This window comes from Dongia sp. (assembly GCF_041905885.1).
GTDB lineage: Bacteria > Pseudomonadota > Alphaproteobacteria > Dongiales > Dongiaceae > Dongia.
On record NZ_JAYRKD010000006.1, the window covers coordinates 75,713 to 92,560 of the forward strand.

The 16,848-nt window shown below is 66.6% G+C and carries 15 protein-coding genes; 7 read left to right on the forward strand and 8 right to left on the reverse strand.

Annotation, left to right across the window (positions count from 1 at the left end; translation table 11 throughout):
- Positions 1–4: 4 nt before the first annotated feature.
- The 6 genes from ACH2CY_RS08005 to cysQ form a co-directional block, all read right to left on the reverse strand.
- Positions 5–1,975, reverse strand: coding sequence for an ABC transporter permease (locus tag ACH2CY_RS08005; protein ID WP_395017955.1), 1,971 nt, complete (start codon positions 1,973–1,975; stop codon positions 5–7).
- Positions 1,976–1,985: 10 nt separating this feature from the next.
- Entirely contained in the window at positions 1,986–3,020 is a 1,035-nt protein-coding gene (locus tag ACH2CY_RS08010) for a glycine betaine/L-proline ABC transporter ATP-binding protein (protein ID WP_395017957.1), read from the reverse strand.
- A gap of 66 nt (positions 3,021–3,086) precedes the next feature.
- Positions 3,087–4,055 (reverse strand): ABC transporter substrate-binding protein, encoded by a 969-nt coding sequence (locus ACH2CY_RS08015; RefSeq protein WP_395017960.1) that lies wholly within the window; start codon positions 4,053–4,055, stop codon positions 3,087–3,089.
- Positions 4,056–4,249: 194 nt separating this feature from the next.
- A complete protein-coding gene (locus ACH2CY_RS08020; protein WP_395017962.1) occupies positions 4,250–6,004 on the reverse strand; it encodes an acyl-CoA dehydrogenase in 1,755 nt (584 codons plus the stop codon).
- Between the two features lie 57 nt (positions 6,005–6,061).
- Positions 6,062–7,015: an L-threonylcarbamoyladenylate synthase gene (locus tag ACH2CY_RS08025; RefSeq protein WP_395017963.1), complete on the reverse strand. Its 954-nt coding sequence runs from the start codon at positions 7,013–7,015 to the stop codon at positions 6,062–6,064.
- On the reverse strand, positions 7,012–7,791 hold the full coding sequence (gene cysQ / locus ACH2CY_RS08030) for a 3'(2'),5'-bisphosphate nucleotidase CysQ (RefSeq protein WP_395017966.1): 780 nt from the start codon (positions 7,789–7,791) through the stop codon (positions 7,012–7,014). The genes ACH2CY_RS08025 and cysQ overlap by 4 nt, the downstream gene beginning before the upstream one ends.
- A gap of 453 nt (positions 7,792–8,244) precedes the next feature.
- Here cysQ and ACH2CY_RS08035 point away from each other — a divergent pair, with 453 nt between their 5' ends.
- Positions 8,245–8,562, forward strand: coding sequence for a hypothetical protein (locus ACH2CY_RS08035; RefSeq protein ID WP_395017967.1), 318 nt, complete (start codon positions 8,245–8,247; stop codon positions 8,560–8,562).
- A gap of 15 nt (positions 8,563–8,577) precedes the next feature.
- Positions 8,578–9,831, forward strand: a complete 1,254-nt coding sequence (locus ACH2CY_RS08040) for a pentapeptide repeat-containing protein (RefSeq protein ID WP_395017969.1) — start codon at positions 8,578–8,580, stop codon at positions 9,829–9,831.
- Positions 9,832–9,844: 13 nt separating this feature from the next.
- Here the strand turns inward: ACH2CY_RS08040 and ACH2CY_RS08045 are convergent, their stop codons facing one another.
- Entirely contained in the window at positions 9,845–12,646 is a 2,802-nt protein-coding gene (locus ACH2CY_RS08045; RefSeq protein WP_395017971.1) for a response regulator, read from the reverse strand.
- A 251-nt stretch (positions 12,647–12,897) separates the two neighbouring features.
- Positions 12,898–13,683, reverse strand: a complete 786-nt coding sequence (locus tag ACH2CY_RS08050; protein WP_395017973.1) for an enoyl-CoA hydratase-related protein — start codon at positions 13,681–13,683, stop codon at positions 12,898–12,900.
- A gap of 92 nt (positions 13,684–13,775) precedes the next feature.
- On the opposite strand from ACH2CY_RS08050, the gene ACH2CY_RS08055 reads away from it, so the two are divergent.
- The 5 genes from ACH2CY_RS08055 (at position 13,776) to ACH2CY_RS08075 (ending at position 16,845) form a co-directional block, all read left to right on the forward strand.
- Complete coding sequence (locus tag ACH2CY_RS08055; protein WP_395017974.1) at positions 13,776–14,153, forward strand: DUF423 domain-containing protein; 378 nt, start codon at positions 13,776–13,778, stop codon at positions 14,151–14,153.
- A complete protein-coding gene (locus tag ACH2CY_RS08060; protein WP_395017977.1) occupies positions 14,135–14,611 on the forward strand; it encodes a hypothetical protein in 477 nt (158 codons plus the stop codon). The genes ACH2CY_RS08055 and ACH2CY_RS08060 overlap by 19 nt, the downstream gene beginning before the upstream one ends.
- On the forward strand, positions 14,608–15,534 hold the full coding sequence (locus ACH2CY_RS08065) for a histone deacetylase family protein (protein WP_395017980.1): 927 nt from the start codon (positions 14,608–14,610) through the stop codon (positions 15,532–15,534). The genes ACH2CY_RS08060 and ACH2CY_RS08065 overlap by 4 nt, the downstream gene beginning before the upstream one ends.
- 143 nt (positions 15,535–15,677) lie before the next feature.
- A complete protein-coding gene (locus tag ACH2CY_RS08070) occupies positions 15,678–15,944 on the forward strand; it encodes an exodeoxyribonuclease VII small subunit (protein WP_395017982.1) in 267 nt (88 codons plus the stop codon).
- 16 nt (positions 15,945–15,960) lie between these two features.
- Positions 15,961–16,845 (forward strand): polyprenyl synthetase family protein, encoded by an 885-nt coding sequence (locus tag ACH2CY_RS08075; RefSeq protein ID WP_395017984.1) that lies wholly within the window; start codon positions 15,961–15,963, stop codon positions 16,843–16,845.
- The last annotated feature ends 3 nt before the right edge of the window (positions 16,846–16,848 follow it).

Consider the following 16,848-nt stretch of genomic DNA (forward strand, 5'->3'; position numbering starts at 1 on the left):
GGTGTCAGCTCTCCGGTAACCCCATCCGCCGCCGCATCCGGCCGGCGCCGGCCACGATCAGCCGGTCGGCGACAATACCGAGGAAGGCTATCGCAAGACCAGCCACCAATCCACTGCCGCCATCGGCCTTGGCCAGGGCGGTGAAGACGGCCTGGCCGAGATCGCGGGTTCCCACCATGGCGGTGATCACGAGCATCGCCAGCGCCATCAGCACGGTCTGGTTGATCCCGAGCATGATTGCCGGCAAAGCGAGCGGCAGCTGGACCCGCCACTGGATCTGACGCGGGGTGCAGCCCATGGCCCGGGCCGCTTCGATGAGATCGGGCGGGACCTGCTTGATGCCGGCAGTCGTATAGTAGATCGCGAAGCTGACTGCATAGGCGACGATGGCGATCATCGCCGTGACGTCGCCGACGCGAAAGAGCATGACCACCGGGATCAGGTAGACGAAGCTCGGCAGGGTTTGCAGCGTGGCGTCGATCACGCTCATGACCCGGTCGACGGATGGGATCCGCGCCGCCCAGGCGCCGATCGGAATGCCGATCAGGCAGGCAATGAACGCCGAGATCGCGCAGAGATAGACCGTGAACATGGTCTTCTCCCAGAGACCGGTCACGGCGGGAAAGAGCAGCATCAAGCCGACCAGCGCGGCGAGGCGCCATCCCGCCAGCTGGTAGCCGAGCAGGGTCCCGGCTGCGACGAACACAACCCAAGGCAAGGCGCTCAGAAAGTTCTTGAAGGGGTTGAGCAGGTTCAGCAGCAGCCAAGTCCGCGCGGCGTCGATGATGTCAAACAGGTTGACGTTGATCCATTCGATCAGGCTGCTCCAGAACGGTGCGGTGGTGAGCGTCATGTCCTTGGGCAGCTTCGCAAGCGCGGGCACGGCAAGGCCCAGGAGCGTCATCAGCACGAGCCAAATGACGGCGGTCGCCAGATAAGGGTGGCGTTTCACGAGGTTCGCGCCGGCCCGCGGTGCGTGCCTGACCTGAGGCACCGCGGCTGCGGCGCTGATCCGGTCGAGCGCGATGGCCAGGGCCACGATCGCGAGGCCGGCCTCAAGGCCGGCGCCGATCTTCAGCGCCCGCAGGGCCAGCAGCACGTCGTAGCCCAGCCCGCCGGCGCCGATCATCGAGGAGATGATGACCATGTTGAGGGTCATCATGATGACCTGGTTGACGCCGATCATCAGCATCGGCCGCGCGGTCGGCAGCATCACCCGCCAGAGCTTCTGCCGCCGGGTGCAGCCGGCCATGTCGGCGAAGGACTGGATGTCCTCGGAGACCTGTTCGAGCGCGAGCTTGGTCGCGCGCACCATCGGCGGCGAGGCAAAGATCGCGGTTGCGACCAGGCCCGGCACCGGGCCGGAGCCGAACAGCAGCAGGATCGGCACCAGATAGGCGAACGCCGGAATGGTCTGGGCCAAGTCGAGCGACGGCCGCACGAACCAGGTATCGAGCCACTTGGAGCGATAGGCGAGGATGCCGAAGAGGAGGCCGAGCGCCACGCCGAACGGCACGCAGATGATCACCAGCGCCAGCGTCAGCATGGCGCTGTCCCACTGACCGAACAGCGCGATGTAGAGGAAGCAGATCCCGCTGACCAGGGCGAGCCGCATCCCCCCATAGGCATAGCCGGCGATCGCCGCGGCGCCGGCAACCCCCACCCAGGAGAGGCGCGGGATCTCGACGCCGGCGACGCTGAAGCCCTTGGCGAGGACCGCGAAGGCGACCTGCAGCGGGATGTCGATGACGGCGGCGAGGCCGCGGGTCAGGAACTGGAAATGCTCGATCAGCCATTTCATCGTGGCGCCGATCCAGGCCGCGATCGGCACCACGGCGGACTTCGGATACTTCACCGCCCAGGCGGCGAGGTCGGGCTGCAGCCAGAGGACCAGCGCGATCAAAGCCAGCGCCGCCCAGAGCATCCCGAAGCGGAAGCGCGGCAGGGTGCGGAGATGCAGCGCCAGGTCGGTCATGCCGGCTGGGTCACGCCCGAACATCCTTGCCGACCAGCGTGTCGATGACGGCCTGCGGCGCCAGGCTGCCGATCACCATTTCGCGCTCGTCGACGACCGGCACCGGGCTGCCGGCTTCGATCACCGCCGGCGCGATGTCGGCGATCTTGTCGGCCGCGCGTACGATCTGGCGGGTGCTGGTGTTGCGGATCGGGCCCATCACGCTGCGCGCGGTCACCACCTTGGCGCGCTGGACGTTGCGGGTGAAGGCGGCGACGTAGTCGTCGGCCGGCTCCAGCACCAGCTGCTCCGGCGTGCCGAGCTGGATCACCGAGCCGTCCTTCATGATCGCGATCCGGTCGGCGAGCTTGATCGCCTCGTCGAAATCATGGGTCACGAAGATCATGGTCTTCTTCAGCACGCTCTGCAGGCGCAGCAGCTCGTCCTGCATCTCGCCGCGGATCAGCGGATCGAGCGCCGAGAAGGGCTCGTCCAGGAACCAGAGCTCCGGCTTCACCGCGAGGCTGCGGGCGATGCCGACCCGCTGCTGCTGGCCGCCGGAAAGCTGGCGCGGAAAGGCATTCTCGCGCCCGCCGAGCCCCACCAGCTCAATCACCTCGCGGGCGCGGGCCTCGCGTTCGGGCTTGGGGACGCTCTGGATGGCGAGCGGAAAGGCGACATTGTTCAGCACCGAAAGATGCGGCAGCAAAGCGAAGTGCTGGAACACCATGCCCATCTTGTGGCGACGGATATCGATCAGCTCCGCCTCGGTGGCGCGCATCAGATCGCTGCCTTCGAAGAAGACCTGGCCGGCGGTCGGCTCGACCAGCCGCGACAGGCAGCGGAGCAGGGTGGACTTGCCCGATCCGGAGAGCCCCATGACGATGAAGATCTCGCCCTCGCCGATGTCGAGTGAAACATCGCGCACGCCGGCCATCAACCCGGCGGCGCGCAGGGCATCGGAGGAGGGTGTGGGATCGTTCGCCATGAACTCTTCGGCGCCGCGGCCGAAGACCTTCCACACGCCCCTGCAGGCGAGCTTCACCTTGTCGCTGTTCGCCATCATCCCGCCAATCATAAAATCCGCGCCGGAAGTTGCCAACCGGCGCGGATCTCGTCGTTACACCGGCTGCTACTTCGACCAGCCGTCGATCGTGTTCTGGTTCTTGGCGATCCAGGCGTCGGCGACCTCGTCCATCGACTTGTTCTCGAGGTCGACCTGGCCGGAGAGCGCGTTCAGGTCGTCGACCGGGATGGTGTAGGCCTTGGCGATCTTATAGGCGCCGGGCCACTTGTCCTTCATCCCGCCCCAGCCGTACTTCCAGATCTCGCCATGCGGCTTGCCGCAATCATAGGCCATGTCGGGATTGAGGCCCCATTTCGGATCGGTGTAGCACTCCGGCGTGTTTTCCGGGAACTCGATCCACTCGCCCTTGTACTTGGCGGTCGCCCAGTGCGGCGAGTAGATCCAGAGCATGATCGGCGCCTTGCGCTGATAAGCGGATTCCAGCTCGGCGAACATCGCGGCATCGGTGCCGGCATGCACGACCTCGAACGGCAGGCCCAAAGCCTCGACCCGCTCGTCGTCGAAACCGCCCCAGGTGGTCGGCCCGCCGAGGTAGCGGCCCTTGGGCGCGGTCTCCGGCGTCGAGAACGCCTCCGCGCATTTCGGATCCTTCAGCGCCTCCCAGTTCGGCAAGCCCGGGCACTTTTCCTTCATGTATTCCGGGAACCACCATTCCTCTTTCGCCTTCGGGCCCAGCGCGCCGAGCTTCTCGGTCTTGCCGCTGTCATCGGCGGCCTTCATCGCTTCGCCCGCCGTCGTGTCCCAATACTCGATGCCGACGGTGAGATCGCCGGTCTGCAACCCGGTCTGCAGGCTGGAGAGATAATCGGAGGTCACGAGCTCGACGTTGTAGCCCTTGGCCTTCAGGATCTTGGAAAGAATGGTCGCGTTGATGTTGACGCTGGTCCAGTCGAACATCGCGATCTTGATCGGATCGGTGCTCTCAGGATCCGCGTTGGCAGCCGGCGCGCCGGCCGACAGCAATGCGATACTCAAGACCGCGGCGCTCACGGCGCCGGACAACAAGCTTTTCATTTTTGGCCTCCCTGTTGCTCCGGCATTTGGCCCCGGAGATGCCCTGTCTTCACGTTGGATTCTGGATCGTCGTCGCTCCTCGGTGATGCGAAGGCGGTGGGAATGGATGCGTCATTCCCCCGCAATTCCAACATCAAACACGAAGTTGGAGCGGTCCGCAAAGACAAAACTGGTCAACAGATGTGGATTTGGCGTCAGAACGCATCCAGCGGGAAGGCGAGTGTGCTGGCGCCGCCGCCGATGACCCGGGTTGCCTCGGTTTCAGCCTCGACCAGCAGATTGCTGCTGAAAAATGCGGCGGTCGCTGCTTTCGCCGCGATGAAATCGGGGGCGAGACCAGATTGGTTCCGCGCCGCCGCGGCCGCACGCGCCAACAGCCAGCCCGCGATCACCGTGCCGCAAAGCGCGAGATATGGCGTCGCCACGGCAAGCGCCGCGGGAAGATCGCGCGCGCCGGTCGCCAGCAGATGCGCGGTCGCGCGTTCCATCTGGTGCAACGCCGCCTTGAGCGCGGCCTTGTCGTCGAGCCCGTCGAGGCTGCCGCCGATCTCGGCGATCAGGCCCTGCATCGCCTTGCCCTGGTCGCGCAGCAGCTTGCGGCCGAGCAGGTCCATCGCCTGGATGCCGTTGGTGCCCTCGTAGATCGGCGCGATCCGGGAATCGCGGAAGTATTGCGCGGCCCCCGTCTCCTCGATGAAGCCGACGCCGCCATGGACCTGCACGCCCAATGAGGCGACGCGCACGCCCTGGTCGGTGCACCAGGCCTTGACGATCGGGATCAGCAGATCGGTCAGCGCCTGATTGCGTTCGCGCGTTGCATTGTCGGGATGGCGTTTCGCCCGGTCGAGCGCGCCGGCGCAATAGAGCACCAGCGCGCGCATGCCTTCGGTCAGCGCGCGCATGGTGAGAAGATTCCGCCGCACGTCCGGGTGATGGAGGATCGGTGCACCCTTGGCGCCATCGACCGGCGTGCCCTGCACGCGCTGGCGCGCATAGGCGACGGCATGCTGATAGGCGCGCTCGCCGATCGCGAGGCCCTGGATGCCGACCGCGAGCCGCGCATTGTTCATCATGATGAACATGTATTCGAGGCCGCGATTGGGTTCGCCGACCCGATAGGCGATGGCGCCTTCATTGTCGCCATAAGCCATGACGCAGGTCGGCGAGGCATGGATGCCGAGCTTCTTCTCCAGGGAGACGGCCCGCAGGTCGTTGCGTTGGCCGACACCGCCGTCGGCGTTCGGGATGAATTTCGGCACGATGAACAGCGAGATGCCTTTCGATCCGGCCGGCGCGTCGGGCAGCCGCGCCAGGACGAAATGCACGATGTTCTCGGTGAAGTCGTGCTCGCCGTAAGTGATGAAGATCTTCTGGCCCTTGAGGCGATAGGTCCCGTCGGCGGCGGGTTCGGCGCGGGTGCGGATCGCGCCGAGATCGGTGCCGGCCTGCGGTTCGGTCAGGTTCATCGTGCCGGTCCACTGGCCGCTGATCATCTTCGGCAGGTAGGTCTGCTTTTGCTCCGGTGTGCCGACGAACTGCAGCGCCTCGATCGCCCCCTGGGTCAGCAAGGGGCAGAGCGAGAAGGCCATGTCGGCGGCATTCCAGATCTCCTGCAGCGCGCTGGTCAGCACCCAGGGCATGCCCTGGCCGCCGTAATCCGGATCGAAGGCGACCGCGTTCCAGCCGGCCTCGGCAAAACCCTTATAGGCTTCCTTGGATCCGGTCGGCGTCCGCACCACGCCGTTCTCCAGCCGGCTGTGCTCGCGGTCGCCGACGACATTGAGCGGCGCCAGGACTTCGCCGGCGAACTTGCCGGCTTCTTCCAGGATCGCCTGCACGGTCTCGGGCGTCGCATCGGCATAGCCGGGCAGGCCGGCCAGCTCGTCGAGGCCGGCGATGGCCTTCATGGTGAACAGAATGTCGGTGACCGGCGCGTTGTAATCGGACATGGGCTTCTCCCCTGGGAGATGCCCATGATGCGCTGGAACGATCTCGGATGGGAAGCGTCAGCGCGGCGCCGCGGCCCGGCGCAGGCGGTCGTTGATGGCGACGCCGAGACCGGTTTCCGGAATCGGCATCACGGCGATCCGGGTGAAATCCGGGCGGTCGAGCTCGCGCAGCATGGCGAACAGATTGGCCGCGGCTTCCTGGAGATCGCCACCGCTGCTGAGGTTCAGCGTGAGCGGTGCGGCCGGCGGCTTGGCGCCGAAGGCGAGCAGCGCTTCGCCGGCGACGACCGAGTCCGCATTGAGGCGGAGCGGCAGGATCGGCGCGTAGTGACTCTCGAGCTGGCCGGGGCTGCGCAGCGGTCCCGTTTCCGATCCGGCCTCGATCGTCATCTGCAAGGCCTCGCCGAGCTGCTCGGCGGTGACGCCGCCGGGCCGCAGGATCTTCGGCGTCGCGTTCAGGAGACTGACGACGGTTGATTCTATACCGACCTCGCAGGGTCCGCCATCGATGATCGCCGCGACCTTGTCGCCGAGGGTCGCCGCGACATGCTCGGCCCGGGTCGGGCTCATCTTGCCGGAAGGGTTGGCGCTGGGCGCGGCGAGCGGCAGGCCGGACATCGAGAGCAGGCCTTGCGCGGCGGGATGCGCCGGCACGCGGATCGCGGCGCTGTCGAGGCCCGCGCTCACCAGCAGCGAGAGTCCGCAATGCGGTTTGCGCGGCAGGACCAGGGTCAGCGCACCTGGCCAGAATTTCCGCGCCAGGGTTTCGGCGAGCGGCGTCACCTCGACCAGCTTGCCGGCCGCGGCGAGGCTGGCGACATGCACGATCAGCGGGTTGAAGCTGGGCCGGCCCTTGGCGGCATAGATCGCGGCGACGGCGCGGTCGCTGGTTGCATCGCCGCCAAGTCCATACACGGTCTCGGTCGGGAAGGCGACCAGCTTGCCCTCGCGCAACGCCGTTGCGGCCTGCGCCAGGTTGGCGGCGGTCGGTTCGAGGATCGGCGCGCTCACGCGCGGGCGCGCCCGTAGGCGATGAAATGCGGATTGCGGAAGCCGACCTTGCCGTAGCCGAGTGCCGCGCCCTCGGTGGTCTCGACCCGCCCGCCGGCGGCTTCCAGCACCGCCTGGCCCGCGGCGGTGTCCCATTCCATTGTGTTGCCGAAACGCGGGTAGAGATCGGCGACGCCCTCGGCGATGCGGCAGAATTTGAGTGAGCTGCCGGCCACGATGGTGCCGGCGATGTTGAACCGCTCCTTGGCGCGCTCGATCTCGCCCGCGTTGGCATGGGAGCGGCTGATCGCCATGGTAAGGCCTTCTGCTGGCATCGTGCGGGCGGTGATCGCTTCCGGCGTGCCCGTGCCGATGCGGCGCTCGGCCTTGCCGCCGAGCCCGGCATAGCAGGCATCGGTCGCCGGCAAATAGACGATGCCGAGCACCGGCCGCCCGTCCTCGATCAGCGCGATGTTGACGGTGAACTCGCCGTTCCGGGCGATGAACTCCTTGGTGCCGTCGAGCGGATCGACCAGGAAGAAGCGCTTCGGCGCCGAGACCGGCACACCATCCTTGGCGGATTGCTCCTCGGCGACCACCGGCACATCCGGCGCGAGGCGCGCCAGGGCTTCCAGGATGACGGCTTCCGCCGCGGTATCGGCCTCGGTCACCGGCGAGCGGTCGGCTTTCCGCAAGGTCTCGAAGTCGCGGTTGTAGATGTCGAGAATCACGGCGCCCGCCTTGCGGGCCACCGCCACCAACTCGTCCTTCAAGGCAATGCTGCTCTTGTCGCTCACTGGAACCTCGGTTTTTTCGGCGGCGGGGATCATAGGGAATGCGGCCGAAATAGCGAGTCCGCGCCGCCGTTCGGAACAGCCGACCACTTATAGGAGATCGAGCCGCAGAGGATGTCGGCGCTTACCCCAATCACGGGATGCAACCACTGCGTTCAGGATTCTTTAAGGAAAATAAACCATAGCGTATCGAATATATCCCTCTTAAAATCTGTGAATAAGGCGAGTCGGCCGCTCTAAGGGGGAGATGGTGGACGAAACTGCGGAAGCGACTCGGTACAGAGTACGGCCGTTTTCCTGGCTTCGTCCGCGCGAGTGTTGTCCTGCCGACGGACTGAAGGGGATTTTGCCTCTCCCTTCGGCGGGGCGACAAGCGTCACGGCGTGGCCGATCTCGCCCGCTTGTTCGGAATAAGCCTCAGTCGCAATTGGAACGATGCATGTCAGAAGGCCGAGTATGATCGAAGAACACCGTCGATTGACTTTCTCCATGGACGAGCTCGCCGCCGCCGTTCTCTCCTACCTGATCAGCAGCAAGAAGATGGGCGAGCGCGACAAGCTCGGCCGGATCGCCGTCAAGGATGGCGCCGATGTCAGCGTCTCCGCCACCGTCGTCGCCCAGACGGGCGAACAGTCCCCGATCGACCTCGGCGCGCAGGTTTTGGGCGCGCTGCTGATCGCCCATTGCATCAAGCGCAAGATCCCGCTGCCTAAGCGTGCGGCCAAGTCGATCACCCGCAACGGCGACCGCGTCGCCCTCGCTTTCTCCCTGTAGCCCGAGGGCATCGCCATGAACATGACCAGCGCGGGGATCTTGACGATGCCCCTGGAAGAGCTCTGGGGCGTGCTGGCGGCGCATCAGCTCTGGCTCTACGGCGAGAAGGGCGGCAAGCGCGCCGACCTCAGCCGACTGCGGCTGGAGGGAGTCTCGCTGCGGGGAGTCAATCTTTCCCGCGCCAAGCTGGTCGGCGCGAAATTCATCAACTGCGACATGGCCGGCGCCCAGCTCGAGGGTGCCGATCTCTACGGCGCCGATCTGACCGGGAGCAATCTCAAATCGACCAATTGTCTGCGGGCGGATTTCCGCGGCGCGCAGCTCAAGGGCAGCGACTTCACCGGCGCGGAGCTTTCCGGCGCAGATCTTCGGGGCGGCGCGCTGCTGATGGACGGTGGCGCGACCGATGCCTCGGCCGACAGCGATCAGGAGGAGGGGCCGCGGCTGCGCCGCGCCAATCTCGACGGGGCGCGGCTGAGCGGGGCGACCGTGCGCAAGGCCGACTTGAGCGGCGCCAGCATGCGCAATGCCAAGCTGGAAGGTGCCGACCTCAGCGGGACCAAGCTCCAGGACGTCGACCTCACGGGCGCCGATCTTTCGCGCTGCGACCTCTCCAGTGCCCGTCTCGATCGTGCCACCGTCGCCGGCGCCAAGCTCGACGGCGCGGTGCTGAAAGGCGCCAACCTGATCGGCGTCGACCTTTCGACCCTGGCGCTGTGCAACGCCGATACTTCCGAGAGCGTCCGCGTGGATGACTCGCCGGAGGCCTGGAACAAGCTGCAGGAAATGATCGCGCGCCACGTCCGCTGGGTCGATACCGGCGGCGCGGAGGGTGCCAGGGCCGAGTTCGTGCGTTCGGACCTCTCCGGCCTGGACCTTTCGGGCTCGCGGCTGGTCGGCGCCGTGTTCAAGGAGGCGAAGCTGCGCGGCACCAAGCTGGTGAATGCCGCGCTCAACCTGGCGAGCTTCCTCAATTCCGATCTCAGCGGCGCCGACCTCACCAATGCCGAGCTGCGCGGCGTCCGCTTCGACCAGTCGGCGATGGACGGCGCCAATTTCGGCGGCGCTGATCTGGGCGTCGAGACCGTGAAGATGTCGGCGACCAAATCGGCCGAACATCCCAGCGTGATAACGGCCTGCACGCTGGTGAAGGCCAACTTCACCGGGGCCTCGGCGCGCGGCCTGGTCACCAAGGAAGTGGATCTCGGCAAGATCATCGCCGATGCGGGGTTCTGGGATCCGCTGGCGCCGGCGCAGCCGGCGACGTGACGGACCGAAGCCGCTAGTGAATCACGCGCTTCGGCTCGGGTTGGCCCTCGGTCTCGAAGGCGCCGACCGGCTCCAGCGACTTCAGCAAGTCTTCCAGGGCGTCGGACTGGTCGCCGGATAGGGCGGCCTCGGCCGGTGCCGCGGGCGCCGCCGCGTGCAATGCGGCCTCGTCGATCTCGGCCCGGCAATGGGCGGCGATCTTGCGCAGGAGCTCCGCCGAATCGATCGGCTTCGCCACGAAGTCGTTCATGCCGGCCTCGAGGCAGCGGCGGCGGTCTTCCTGCATGGCATTCGCGGTCATGGCGATGATCGGCACCGCCTTGCCCATGGCCCCCAGCTGGCGGATGCGCCGCGTCGCCTCGAGCCCGTCCATCTCCGGCATCTGCATGTCCATCAGGATCACGTCGAAGCTCCGCTGATGGACCGCCTGGACCGCCTCGACGCCGTTGGCCGCGACTTCGGCGCGCATGCCGGCCTTGGCGAGGATGGTGGTGACCAGCAGCTGGTTGACCTGGTTGTCCTCGACCACCAGAACACGGAGCAGCGAACCCGTTACGTTGCCCGGCATGAGCTCGACCGGTGCGGCGCGGTGCGGCGTCGCCTCGCCGACACCGAGCACCTGTGCCACCGCCGAGATCAGCGCCGAACGGCGCACCGGCTTCGGCAGGCTTTCGTCATAGCCGAGGTCGAGCACCTGGTTGCGGTTCAGCATGGCGGCGGAGGAGGAGAGGATGCATTTCTCGATCGTGACCCAGGGCATCCGCCGTGCCGCGGTCAGGAAGTCCGGCCCGGTCAGGTTCGGCATCATGTGGTCGACGATGGCGAGCGCGATCGGCATGGCGATGGCGTTGCGCTCGAGATCGGCCAGCAGCACCTCGGGGTCCTCGTAGGAGAGGACGCGGGCGCCGAAGCCGCTCATGTAGCGGGCGAAGATCTCGCGGTTGATGGTGTTGTCGTCGACGATCAGCACGGTGCGGCCACGCAGCTTGTTGCCGATCACGGCGTTGGTGTTGTCGGCGTGGTCGCGGCCGAGGCCGAACCGGCCGGTGAACCAGAAGGTGCTGCCGCTGTCGCCGTTGCCGCCGGTGCGGGAATCGACGCCGATATCGCCCTGCATCAGATCGACGATCTGCTTGCAGATCGCCAAGCCCAGGCCGGTGCCGCCGAAGCGCCTTGTCATCGAGGCATCGACCTGGCTGAACGGCGAGAACAGCTTGGTGCGCGCCTGTTCCGGCACTCCGATTCCGGTGTCGCGCACCGAGAAATGCAGCTTGACGTCGTCCGGTCCGGCATCGGCCAGCTCGACGGTCACGCTGACGCCGCCCGATTCCGTGAACTTCACCGCGTTGCTGAGCAGGTTGATCAGCACCTGACGGAGCCGGCCGGGATCGCCCTTCAGCATGGTGGGGACTTCCGGCGAGATGAAGCTCGCGACCTCGATGCCCTTGGTATGGGCGCGGCTGGAGACCAGGTCGATCGTGCTGTCGATGACCGAGACCAGCTCGAACTCGATCGCCTCGAGATCGAGCTTGCCGGCCTCGACCTTCGCGAAATCGAGAATGTCGTTGATGATCGAGAGCAGCGATTCGCCGGACTGCTGCAGCACCTCGACGAAATGCTGCTGCTGGGAGTCGAGCTTGGTGTCGGACAAGAGGCCCGCCATGCCCAGCACGCCGTTCATCGGCGTGCGGATCTCGTGGCTCATGGTGGCGAGGAACTGGGTCTTGGCGACGTTGGCGGATTCGGCCTGCTCCTTGGCGGCCCGCAGATCCTGGGTCATCGCCGCCGCCAAGCGCTCGGCGCGGGTTTGGGCGCGGCTCAGGGACCAGATGATGCCGGCGGCGAGCAGGCTCGCCGCGAGTCCGGTCGTCAGCATGACGCTCGGCAGCCGGGTGTCACGCTGCAGCAGGAAGTTCGAGCGGGCCCGGAACTCGAAGGTGAGCATCTGGTCCGCGAACTGCAGGATGTCGTGATGGCTATAGGTCGGAACCGCGCTCATGTCGAACAGGCCGGGCTCGACCGCGGGCGCGACCGCCGCCGGCTGGCCGGTGCCGTAGAGCAGGTTCTCCGGCGTGGCGGCGCCCATATAGACCTGGATATCGACCACGTTCGCAGTCTCGGCGACGGCTTCGTTCACCAGCTCGTCGAACTCGACCGGCAGCACGACCCAGCCGACCAGGCGCTCGCGGCGCGCATCGACCGTTTTCGGCGCGCTGCCGGGCGTATAGACCGGGGCCAGTACGAAGGCCGATCCGGCGATCTCGCCGACTTCCTCGGTCATCACCTTGGAGAGCGTGGTCTTGCCGCTGGTCATCGCGCGGTCGGCCGCCTGGCGCAGGCGCCGATCGGAGGCGAGGTCGAGGCCCAGGAAATTCGGCGCGGACGAAGCCGGCTCGAACAGGGTCACCGGATAGATCCGGTCGGACTGCGGATCGCCGAGCGATTCGATCGAGATGTCGGAGGAATAGGTATAGAGCCGGGTCAGCAGGCTGACCGCATAGGGTTTCGCGCGTTCGGCGTAGCCGATGCCGATCAGGCCGGTCAGCGACTTCCAGTCGAGCCCGTTGGTGAAGGAGGTCCACTGATCGGGATTGGTGTTGTTGACGATCTGCACCATGCCGAGGCCGAGCTCGGAGATCAGGGTGAGATGCGCGAGGCGTTGGGTGACCCGCTTCTTCACCAGGTCGATCTGGTGGACGAAGCGCTCCTCGGCCGTGCGCTCAATCTCGCCGCGCATGACATTGGCGAGATACCAGGAGAGCGCCACGCCGCAGGCCAGCACCAGGGCGGGCAGCATCTTAATGACAAGACGCACCGCGCGGCGGCTGGTTGCGGGGATCGACCGCAATGTCGTCGAGACCACCATGGAGGCTCGCAGAGGTTCGCCCTTTCAGCGGGGAAAACGCAGAGACCCGTACCCGATGATGTGATCGTGCCCAGTTGAGGTGAAAGATTCGTTAAAGACGCGCTTTTTCGGAGGATTAAGTTCATCCGCCAAGCGACGCAGCCAAAAAGGAAATTGGTCTCAAATTTTAGCTAAAGGCCGGTCTTGGCCGGTCGGCCGATTCAGCGGCCGATGAAGCGCGGGCTGCGCTTCTCGAGAAAGGCCTTGAGGCCTTCCTGAAAGTCTTCGGTTTCAGCGGCTTGGCCCTGCAATTCCGCCTCGAGGGCGAGCTGCTGCTCGAGCGAGTGATGGCCGCTGCCATTCAGCGCCTGTTTGGTCAGGGCGACCGCGGCGGTCGGAAGCTGGGCGAGGCGTTCCGTGGTGGCGGCGATCTCTTTCGCAAAATCGGCGTCGGGAACCGCCTTCCAGATCAGGCCCCATTGCGCGGCCGTGCGGGCATCGACCGGTTCGGCGAGCAGCGCCAGGCCGAGCGCGCGGGCCGAGCCGACCAGCCGCGGCATGAAATAGCTGCCGCCGGCATCGGGGACGAGCCCGATCTTGGAGAAGGCCTGGACGAAGCTCGCCGATTCCGCAGCGATCACCAGGTCGCAGGCAATGGCAAGGCTGGCGCCCGCACCCGCCGCAATACCGTTGACCGCGGCCAGCACCGGGATCTGCAGGCTCCGCAACAGGCGGATCGCGGGGTTGTAGAGCCGCTCGACCACGGCGCGGACCGCGGCGCCGTCCTCGACCGCGCCGGCCTCGCGCAGGTCCTGGCCGGCGCAGAAGGCGCGGCCCGAACCGGTGATGACCAGCACCCGGGCCTCGTCATCGTTGGCGATGTCGGTCAGCGCATCATCAAGTTCGCTCAGCATATCGCGGGTGAAGCTGTTGAGCTTCTCCGGCCGATGCAGGGTGATGCGCCGGATGGCGCCCTGGCGCTCGAAGAGAATGCTGGATTCGGTCATGGGAACAATCACTCGCGGTGCGTCGATGCGCGATAATGCCATGGCGGATCAACAATGCTACAGCCAAACCGGCAAAAGAATGGGAGTGCCTGATGGGGAAGTGGCTGGTTGCGGCCGGGTTCAACGGGCTTTGCGGCGTCGGGTTCGGCGCCTGGTCGGCGCATGGCGCTGAACTGCTCATCGGGCCGGCTGCGGCCGACTGGGTGAAGACCGGCGCGCAGTATCAGCTGTGGCATGCGGTGGCCCTGCTGGCGTTGATCGGCCTGCCGGCCGGGCATGCGCGGCTGCGCGGCTGGGCCGGATCGTGCTTTTGCCTCGGCGCCTTGCTATTCTCCGGCAGCCTCTATGGGCTCGCGCTGATCGGCTGGCGCGGATTCGCCTATCTGACGCCGGTCGGCGGCCTCTTCATGCTGCTCGGCTGGTTGCTGTTGCTCGGTTTCGGATGGAAGGCATGGCGCAACGGACAGTGATGCGGTTTCTGCTCGGCGCGTTCCTGCTGGTGCCGTGTCTGGCTTCGGCGCAGGACCAGGTGGGGCCGCAGGATCTGACGCGCAATACCACCGATCCGGTCGATCGGCTGGTCGGGCTCTGGCGCGTGGAGAGGGTCGAGGGCGAAGCAGCGGCCAATGTCGGTTCGGGCCAGGTGCTGCGGATCGATCGCCAGTCGGTCGCGACCCTGACCCAGGGCACCTGCAGCAACCCGAGCTTCGAACCGGAGCTCGGCGCGATCACCGTCGCCTGCCTCGGCCAGGATCTGGCATCGGCCGCCTGGAACCCCGAGCAGCCGGGCAGTCTCTACTGGGTCGAAGGCAGCCTTCAGGTCGAGCTCAGCCGCATCTCCGGCACCGAGGCGATCGACTCTCCGCCGCCGGCCGCCGACGAAGCGGCACCGGTAGATGATGGCGAAGGATCCGAGGACGCGGAATGACCACGGCGCTCTACACCCACGCGGCCTGCCTGCAGCATGACACCGGGCCCGGCCATCCGGAACGGATCCAGCGGCTTGGCGCGGTGCTGCAGGCGGTCAAGGGGCCGGAGTTCAGCGACGTGGTCTGGCGCGAGGCGCCGCTGGCCGAGATCGCGCAGATCGAGCGCGTGCATGACGCCGACTATGTGCGCCACGCGCTGGCTTCGGTGCCGGAGCAGGGCTGGGTCCAGCTCGACGGCGATACGGTGATGTCGCCCGGCTCCGGCGAGGCGGCTCTGCGCGCGGCCGGGGCGGTGGCCGCCGCGGTCGGTGCCGTGGTTCGGGGCGACTTCAACAACGCCTTCTGCGCCGTGCGGCCGCCGGGGCATCATGCCGAGCGCGACATGGCGATGGGCTTCTGCATCTTCAACAACGTCGCGATCGGCGCGGCGGAAGCACGGTCAGTGCATGGCTTGAGCCGGGTGGCGGTGATGGATTTCGATGTCCATCACGGCAACGGCACCCAGCACATGTTCGACCACGACCCGGGCCTGTTCTTCGCCTCGACCCATCAGATGCCGCTTTATCCCGGCACCGGTGCCATGGGGGAACGCGGCGTCGGCAACATTGTCAACGCGCCGCTGCCGCCGGGTGCGGGTTCGGAAGAGTTCCGCGCGGCGATGGAGACGGTCGTGCTGCCGGCGATCGAGAGCTTCCGGCCGGAGCTGATTCTGATCTCCGCCGGCTTCGACGCGCATCGCCGCGATCCCCTGGCCGCGCTCGAGTTCGAGAGCGAGGATTATCACTGGGCGACGGCCCGGCTTTGCGCGCTCGCGGAATCCTGCTGCGGCGGGCGTGTGGTCTCAACTCTGGAAGGCGGGTACGACCTCGCGGCGCTTGGCGAGAGCGCCGCCGCGCATCTCGCCGCCTTGTGCGAGGCTTGATCTTATCTCCCTGAAAAGATTGGGGAAAGATTGGCTCCTGGCCGCTTGTTTGGGCCGGGAGGGCTATATAGAATGCCGCCGATTCTGACGCCGGACGGCCGGCGCGCGCTGCATTCCCGCAGCAACCATCCCTGGAGTTCGAGATGGCGGAGAACCAAGACGCCGGCGGCAAGATACCGGCGGAGATCGCGGCTTTGAGCTTCGAGGATGCGCTGGCCCAGCTCCAGAAGCTGGTGAAGGAGCTGGAGCGCGGCGACAACAAGCTCGACGATGCGATCAGCTCATATGAACGCGGCGCGCTCTTGAAGCAGCACTGCGAGGCCAAGCTGCGCGAGGCGCAGATGAAGGTCGAGCAGATCGTCGAGCGTGCGAATGGAATGATCGGCACGAAGCCGATGGATACGGAATAAGAGACAGGGACAGACCGTGCAGATCGAACGAGCGTTGAACGAGGCCGCGAGCTCGGCCAACCGGGTGCTGGATGAGTTGATCCCCGCGGTCACCGGGAGCGAAGCCCGCGTGGTCGAGGCGATGCGCTACGCCACCATGGGCGGCGGCAAGCGGATCCGCCCGTACCTGGTGCTGAACAGCGCGGCACTCTTCAACGTGGCGCCCAGCTATGCGCTCCGCGCCGCGGCGGCGGTCGAGATGCTGCATTGCTACAGCCTGGTGCATGACGACCTGCCGGCGATGGACGACAGTGATCTCCGGCGCGGCCGTCCCACCGCCCATAAGCAGTTCGACGAGGCGACCGCGATCCTGGCCGGCGACGGCCTGCTGACCCTCGCCTTCGAGGTGCTGTCGCATCCCGAGACCCATCCCGACGGCGGCGTGCGCGCCGAGCTGGTGCATGCGCTGGCGGTGGCCGGCGGTGCGGCGGGCATGGTCGGCGGCCAGATGATCGATCTCTCGGCCGAGAACATGACGCTCGACATCGGCGCCATCACCCGGCTGCAGCGGATGAAGACCGGCGCCATCATCGCCTTCTCCTGCGAGGCCGGCGCCATCCTCGGCCATGCCGGGCCGCAGGCGCGCCATGCTCTCAACGCCTATGCCCATGACCTCGGGCTCGCCTTCCAGATCGTCGACGACCTGCTGGATGCCGAAGGCACCGCGGAATCGATCGGCAAGCCGGCCGGCGCCGACGCGGCGGCGGGCAAGGCGACCTTCGTCTCGATCCTCGGCCTGGAGCGCGCCCGCGACCAGGCACGGCTGCTGGGCGAGCAGGCCAACGCGCATCTGGAGCAGTTCGGCGCCAAGGCCGACCCGCTGCGCTGGATGACCGAGTTCGTGATCTCGCGCAAAAGCTAACAC